This window comes from Bradyrhizobium pachyrhizi (genome assembly GCF_001189245.1).
Classification (GTDB): domain Bacteria; phylum Pseudomonadota; class Alphaproteobacteria; order Rhizobiales; family Xanthobacteraceae; genus Bradyrhizobium; species Bradyrhizobium pachyrhizi.
The window spans coordinates 21,389-27,849 of sequence record NZ_LFIQ01000121.1; the positions used below are offsets into that span (position 1 = coordinate 21,389).

The following is a 6,461-nucleotide window of genomic DNA, read 5'->3' on the forward strand; positions in this document are numbered from 1 at the left end:
GATGCCGGTGGCGAAGAAAGATTTGGCAAAGGCCGGCGCGGCTGCCGGGGCGCGGTCTTTCGACGGCCCCGATTTCCCCGGCGATACCTCGCGCGACCTGCCGAAAATGGACAATGCGGTCAAGTCGGCGCGGCGCGTGTTCGATGTGCTCGAATTTTTCGAGGAGCACCAGCGGGCCGCGTCCGCCATCGAGGTCGCGGCCGCGCTCAAGTTCCCGCAATCCAGCACCTCGGCGCTGATGCGGACGATGACGGCGTTCGGCTATCTCCACTATGACACCAGCCGCCGCACTTATATCCCGACGCCGCGGATCTCGATGCTGGGGCACTGGCTGAGTCCGGCATTGTTCACGAAAGGCCGCCTGGTCAATTTGATGGAAGAGCTCTCCGCGCGGACCGGAGAGACCATCATGCTCGCGGTGCGCAACGGGCTCAGCGCGCAATATGTCCATATCATTCAGGCCAAGCTGCCGATGCGGCTGTATGTCAAAGCCGGAACGCTGCGGCCGCTGGCGCGATCCGCGTCGGGGTACGCGCTGCTGTCGGCCTATCCGGACAAGGAGGTGCGCCGCCTGGTGCGCCTGATCAATGCCAACGAGACCCGGCCCGATCGGCAGGTCGATATCAAGGCGCTGCTGCTGGAGCTGAAGAAGGTGCGTGCCAAGGGGCACGCGTTCTCGCTCGGCCTGGTCACGCCGGGCGCCGGCGCCGTCGCCATGAACCTGCCGCCGATTGCGGAATCGAACGAGCCGCTGGTGCTGTGCGTGGCCGGATTGAACGACGCGCTGGTCACCCAGGAGACCGAGTTCGCCGACCTGATGCGGAAGGCGATCGAGTTTCATCTGGCGGACTGAACTTATGTCAGCGGCCGGTTGCGCGTGTGCATGGCATACAAACAGGGACAATCGAAAGTTCACTATGCGGAATTCATGCGCCATGTCCGGCTTCATGCCATCCGCGCAAGTGGCCCTGCGGGCAGCGCTTGTCACGGCTATGGCTTTTCCCCATCATTGAGCGCAAGACAACATCGCAAGCAGGGCATGGCCGAACGGCCAGCCCGAGCCAATCAACACGAGGAACGCTGTGGCGGAGAGTGAAAACATCGTCGCCGAGACCGCGGAAAAGATTTTCGCCGATCTCGCGGATGCCCAAACCATCAATCACGACAAGCAGGGCGCATGGAAGGCGCCGCTGTGGCAGGCGCTGACCGAAGCCGGCCTGCCGCTGTCCTGGGTGCCCGACGATCTCGGCGGTTCCGGCGCCAGCCTCGCGGAAGGATTCAGCGTCCTTAACGTCGCCGGGCGGCATGCGATCGCTGTTCCGCTGGCCGAAACAATGCTGGCCGGCTGGCTGCTGACGCAGGCCAGGATCGCCTCCCCCGAAGGCGAGATGACCGTGCTGCCGGCAAGCCCGAAGGACCGCGTCACGCTCAACGCCGACGGCAGCCTCTCCGGCCGTGCCCGCGGCGTGCCGTTCGCCAAGGACGCAAAGCATTTCGCCGTGCTGGCAAGCGGCAATGGCGGGGTGTCGGTCGCGCTGGTTGACGTCGCGAAGTGCCGGATCGAATCCGGCATCGGGCTCGGCGGCGATCACAACGACACCGTCGCGCTCGACAAGGTGCAGCCGGTCACGACCAGGCCGGCGCCGAAGGGCTTTGACCAAACCACGCTGATGCTGATGGGCGGCGTGGTGCGCAGCCTGCAAATCGCCGGCGCGCTGGAAGCGATGCTCGACATCTCCGTGCGCTATTCCAACGAGCGTGTCGCCTTCGAGAAGAAAATCTCGAAATTCCAGGCGGTGCAGCACAACCTCGCCCGGCTCGCCGGCGAAAACGCCGCCGCACTCGCCGCCGCGACCTCGGCGGCGGACACGATCGTCAACGCCAAGTCGCTGGACACTGATGCGGTGTTCCTGGAAGCCGCAGCGGCCAAGGTCCGCTGCTCGGAAGCGGCGGAGAAGGGCAGCAGCATCGCGCATCAGGTGCATGGCGCGATCGGCTTCACCATCGAGCACATCCTGCACCGCTATTCGCTGCGGGCGTTGGCCTGGCGCGACGATTTCGGCTCGGAGAGCTACTGGGCGGTCGAGCTCGGCAAGCTCGTCGCGAATCGTGGCGCCGATGAATTGTGGCCGCTGGTGGCTTCGCGCTGAGATCAGGACAGAGACATCATGACTGCAGCCCTTCGTTTCGATCCGATCCGCCTGCCGGAAAAATGCGAGCAGCTCCGCAAGGAGGTGCGCGCCTTCCTCGCCGAGGAAATCGCCGCCGGCACCTTCGATCCCCACGCGCCGAACCGCGAGGACAATGACGCACCGGAATTCTCCCGTCGCGTCGGCGCCAAGGGCTGGCTCGGCATGACCTGGCCGAAGAAGTATGGCGGCCAGGAGCGCTCGTTCCTCGAGCGCTACGTTGTGACCGAGGAGATGCGGGTGGCGAATGCGCCGACCCGGCGCTTCTTCGTCGCCGACCGCCAGAGCGGGCCGGTGCTTTTGAAATACGCGCCCGAGCACATCAAGATGGACATCCTGCCGCGCATCTGCCGCGGCGAGGTCTGCTTCGCCATCGGCATGAGCGAGCCGAACTCCGGCTCCGATTTGTTCGCGGCGAAGACCCGCGCGACCAAGACCGACGGCGGCTACCTGATCAACGGCACCAAGATCTGGACCTCGTCGGCGCACATCGCCGACTACATGATCGCGATCTTCCGCACCTCGCCGCCGACCAAGGAAAACCGTCGCCACGGCCTGACCCAGTTCCTCGTCAAGATGAAGCAGCCGGGCATCCAGGTGAATCCGATCGGCCAGATCACCGGCCAGTTCGAGTTCAACGAGGTGGTGTTCACCGACTACTTCGTGCCCGACGATCACGTGCTGGGCGAGGTCGACGGCGCCTGGAAGCAGGCGACGTCGGAGCTCGCCTATGAGCGAAGTGGTCCCGAGCGTTTCCTCGAGACCTATTACGTGCTCACCGAGCTTGTGCGCGCGGTCGGCAAGAACCCGGACACCCGCAGCGCCGAGGGCATTGGACGCCTGGTGGCGCAGGTGCATACCATGCGCCGCATGTCGGTATCGGTCGCGGGCATGCTGCAGGCCGGCAAGGAGCCGGTGGTGGAGGCCTCGATCGTCAAGGACATCGGCACGGTGTGGGAGCAGCAGCTGCCGCATCGCGTCCGCGATCTCGCCGCGTTCGTCGAGGAGACCGCGACCAACCGCGAGACGCTGGAAAAGCAGCTCGATTTCGCCATCAAGACCGCGCCCAAGCTGACGATCCAGGGCGGCACCACCGAAGTGCTGCGCGGCATCATCGCCCGCGGTTTGGGCCTTCGCTAATTCAACGAGGACAGATCATGACCAAATATACGGATATCGGCGTCGAAACCCACGGCCATGTCGGCCTGATCGAAATCCGAAAACCCCCGCTGAACTTCTTCGACGTCGCGCTGATCAACCAGATCGCCGACGCGCTGGAGGAGTTCGACAACAATATCGAGATCCGCGCCTCGGTGCTGGCGGCGCAAGGCAAGGCGTTCTGCGCCGGCGCCAATTTCGGCGATCCCGCCCGCCAGGAGCAGGAAGAGCGCGCCAAGAGCGATCCGGCCTCGAACCTGCCGATCAACCATCTTTACGTGCAGGCGGTGCGCATCTTCCGCAACAAGAAGCCGATCGTCGCGGCGATCCATGGCGCTGCGATCGGCGGCGGCCTCGGCCTTGCCGTCTCCGCCGACTTCCGCGTCGCCTGCCCCGAGGCGCGCTTCTCGGCCAACTTCACCAAGCTCGGCTTCCATCCGGGCTTCGGCCTCACCGCGACGCTGCCGGAGCTGATCGGCAAGAACAATGCCGAACTGATGTTCTACACCAGCCGCCGTGTCACCGGCGAAGAAGCCTATCGCTGGGGCCTCGCCAACGTGCTGGTGCCGCAGGACCAGGTGCGCGCCGAAGCGATGAAGCTCGCGCAGGAGATCGCCGAATGCTCGCCGCTCGGCCTGGTCTCGACCCGCGCCACCATGCGCGCCGGCCTCGCCGACCGTGTGCTGGCCGCGACCAACCATGAGCTCGCCGAGCAGACCAAGCTGCGCGCGACCGAAGACTTCAAGGAAGGCGTCAAGGCCACCGCCGAGCGCCGCGTCGCCAACTTCAAGGGGCGGTAGGTCCTCGCGCCGCTCTCACAACGCGTCGTCCCGGCGAAAGCCGGGAGCCATACGCCGCGGCCTGCGGAAGGGGCACAAGCGGCGTCGGCTTCTCTTACAACTCACTTCGGTGGTTATGGGTCCCGGCCTTCGCCGGGACGACGCCGAGTTATTTCGGCACCACCAGCGCATCGACGATCGTGACGCCCTGCCCTTCCGGGTGCACCAGCACCGGATTGACCTCGATCTCGGCGATCTCGCTTCGGTGCTGCGCCGCCAGCACTGAAATCTGCGAGATCAACCGCGCCAGTGCCGTGACATCGGCCTTCGGCGCGCCGCGGAAGCCGTGCAGCAGCGGCGCGGCCTTCAGCGTCTCCAGCATCGTGCTCGCTTCGGCCGGGCTCACCGGCGCGGGGCGATAGACCACGTCCTTGAACAGTTCGGTGGTGATGCCGCCGAGCCCCACCATCACCATCGGCCCGAACGTCTTGTCCGCCATGGTGCCGACGATGATCTCGACGCCTTTCCTGGCCATCGGCCCGACCAGCACGCCCTGGATTTCGGCGCCCGGCCGCTGCTTCTGCACCGTCTCCAGCATGTCGCGATAGGCCGTGAAAGCCGCACCCTTGGCGGCGATGTTGACGCGGACGCCGCCGACCTCGCTCTTGTGCGCGATCGCGGGCGACTGAATCTTCATGACCAGCGGAAATCCGGCGCGCTCGATCGCGGCATCGAGCCCGTCGCGGTCGATCACCAGCACCTCATCCGGCAGCGCAATGCCGGCCGCGCGCAGCAGCGATTTGCTGTCATATTCGGAGAGCGTCTTCGCCTTCAGATGCATGGAGAGATCGTGCGCCGGCGACGCTGATGCCGAGATCTCCGGCGCGGGCTTGAAGCCGGCATAGTCCGCCAGCCGCCGCATTGCGACGCCGACATGGGTCAGTCCTGAGAGCACCACCACGCCCGACTTCGCCAGCTCCTGCCGCGCGAATTGCGACGGCAGCGTGTAGGAATAGAACACCACCGGCTTGTTCTGCGCGGCGATCACCGGCTTCAACTCAGCTTCCTTGAACGGCATCCGTGTCTCGCTCGACAGCGACAGCACGACCAGCGTCGCGTCCACTTCATCAGACGTGTCGAACAGCTCGATGCTCTTCTGCAGTCCGCCGGATGACACGCCCTGCGCGGTCACGTCGACCGGATTGCCTGCCGCGCCGTAGGACGGCATCCATTGCTTGATCTGGCTCTGGATCGCGGCCGAAAGCTCCGGCACGCGCAGGCCCTGCATCGAGACGGTATCGGCGCCCCAGATGCCGGCGCCACCGGACACCGTCAGCACCGCGACGCGATCGCCCTTCGGCAGCGGATTGGTGGTCAACACGGCAGCAATGGTCACGGCCTCGTCGAGGTCGTTGGAGACGATGAAGCCGTATTTCGCGAACACCGCATCATAGGCCGCCGACCAGCCCGCCATGCTCGCGGTGTGCGAGGCCGCCGCACGTTCGCCGGCGCCGGAGCGCCCGACCTTGGTGACGATCACGGGCTTTTTGAGTTCTGCCGCGCGCTTCGCCGCCGCCAAGAACTTGTCGACGTCCCTGATGCCCTCGATGAACAGCAGGATCACGTCGGTCGAGACATCCTGTACCATGTAGTCGAGGAACTCGCCGGCGCCGAGATCGCTCTCATTGCCGGCGCTGACGACATAGCTGAGCGCGACGCCGAGCGCCTTGGCGCGATGATAGATCGCAAAGCCGATGCCGCCGCTCTGCGCGACGATGCCGATCCGCCGCTTGCTGGCGACGAGATCAGGCGCATCCGGCTTGACGTCGACGGTCGGGCTGAAGGTCGCGGCGACCTTCTGCGCCTGGCTGTAAAACCCTTCCGCGTTCGGCCCACTGATCCGCATCCCGGTCCGCTTCGCCAGCGCGACGATCGCGTCCTGCATGTCAGCGCTGTCGCCGCCCTCCTCGGCAAAACCGGACGAGATGATGACGGCATTCTTCACGCCCGCGGCCGCGCATTGCTCCAGCGCCGGCAGCACCGCACGGGCCGGAATGACGATAACGGCAAGATCGACCGGCGCGCCGATCTCGGCAATCGACTTGAAGCACCTCAAGCCGTCGATCTCGTCATAATTCGGGTTGATCGGATAGAGCGCGCCCGGGTAGCCGTTCTTGCGCAACATCGCGAGCAGCCGACCGGGAATCTTCTCGTGATCGCGCGAGGCGCCGATCAGCGCGATGCTCTTTGGGGCGAAGAAGGTATCGAGCGGATGCGGCATGGGGCGTTCCTTTTTATTCTTCTTGTAGCCCGGATGGAGCGGAGCGCAATCCGG

5 protein-coding genes are annotated in these 6,461 nt (G+C 65.4%); 4 read left to right on the forward strand and 1 reads right to left on the reverse strand.

Annotation, left to right across the window (positions count from 1 at the left end):
• Position 1: 1 nt before the first annotated feature.
• From AKL29_RS38065 to AKL29_RS38080, 4 genes are all read left to right on the forward strand, one after another.
• A complete protein-coding gene (locus AKL29_RS38065) occupies positions 2–853 on the forward strand; it encodes an IclR family transcriptional regulator (protein ID WP_050387727.1) in 852 nt (283 codons plus the stop codon).
• A gap of 229 nt (positions 854–1,082) precedes the next feature.
• Positions 1,083–2,150 (forward strand): acyl-CoA dehydrogenase family protein, encoded by a 1,068-nt coding sequence (locus AKL29_RS38070; protein ID WP_050387728.1) that lies wholly within the window; start codon positions 1,083–1,085, stop codon positions 2,148–2,150.
• An 18-nt stretch (positions 2,151–2,168) separates the two neighbouring features.
• Complete coding sequence (locus AKL29_RS38075; RefSeq protein ID WP_018269158.1) at positions 2,169–3,329, forward strand: acyl-CoA dehydrogenase family protein; 1,161 nt, start codon at positions 2,169–2,171, stop codon at positions 3,327–3,329.
• A gap of 17 nt (positions 3,330–3,346) precedes the next feature.
• Positions 3,347–4,147 (forward strand): enoyl-CoA hydratase/isomerase family protein, encoded by an 801-nt coding sequence (locus tag AKL29_RS38080; RefSeq protein ID WP_028341859.1) that lies wholly within the window; start codon positions 3,347–3,349, stop codon positions 4,145–4,147.
• 148 nt (positions 4,148–4,295) lie between these two features.
• On the opposite strand, the gene AKL29_RS38085 is transcribed toward AKL29_RS38080, so the two are convergent.
• Positions 4,296–6,407 (reverse strand): acetate--CoA ligase family protein, encoded by a 2,112-nt coding sequence (locus AKL29_RS38085; protein ID WP_050387729.1) that lies wholly within the window; start codon positions 6,405–6,407, stop codon positions 4,296–4,298.
• Positions 6,408–6,461: the final 54 nt, after the last annotated feature.

Excerpts from the sequence above, each read along its gene's own strand:
- AKL29_RS38085 (WP_050387729.1), bottom strand. The coding sequence starts at position 6,407 with ATGCCGCATCCGCTCGATACCTTCTTCGCCCCAAAGAGCATCGCGCTG.
- AKL29_RS38065 (WP_050387727.1), top strand. The coding sequence starts at position 2 with ATGCCGGTGGCGAAGAAAGATTTGGCAAAGGCCGGCGCGGCTGCCGGG.
- AKL29_RS38075 (WP_018269158.1), top strand. The coding sequence starts at position 2,169 with ATGACTGCAGCCCTTCGTTTCGATCCGATCCGCCTGCCGGAAAAATGC.
- AKL29_RS38080 (WP_028341859.1), top strand. The coding sequence starts at position 3,347 with ATGACCAAATATACGGATATCGGCGTCGAAACCCACGGCCATGTCGGC.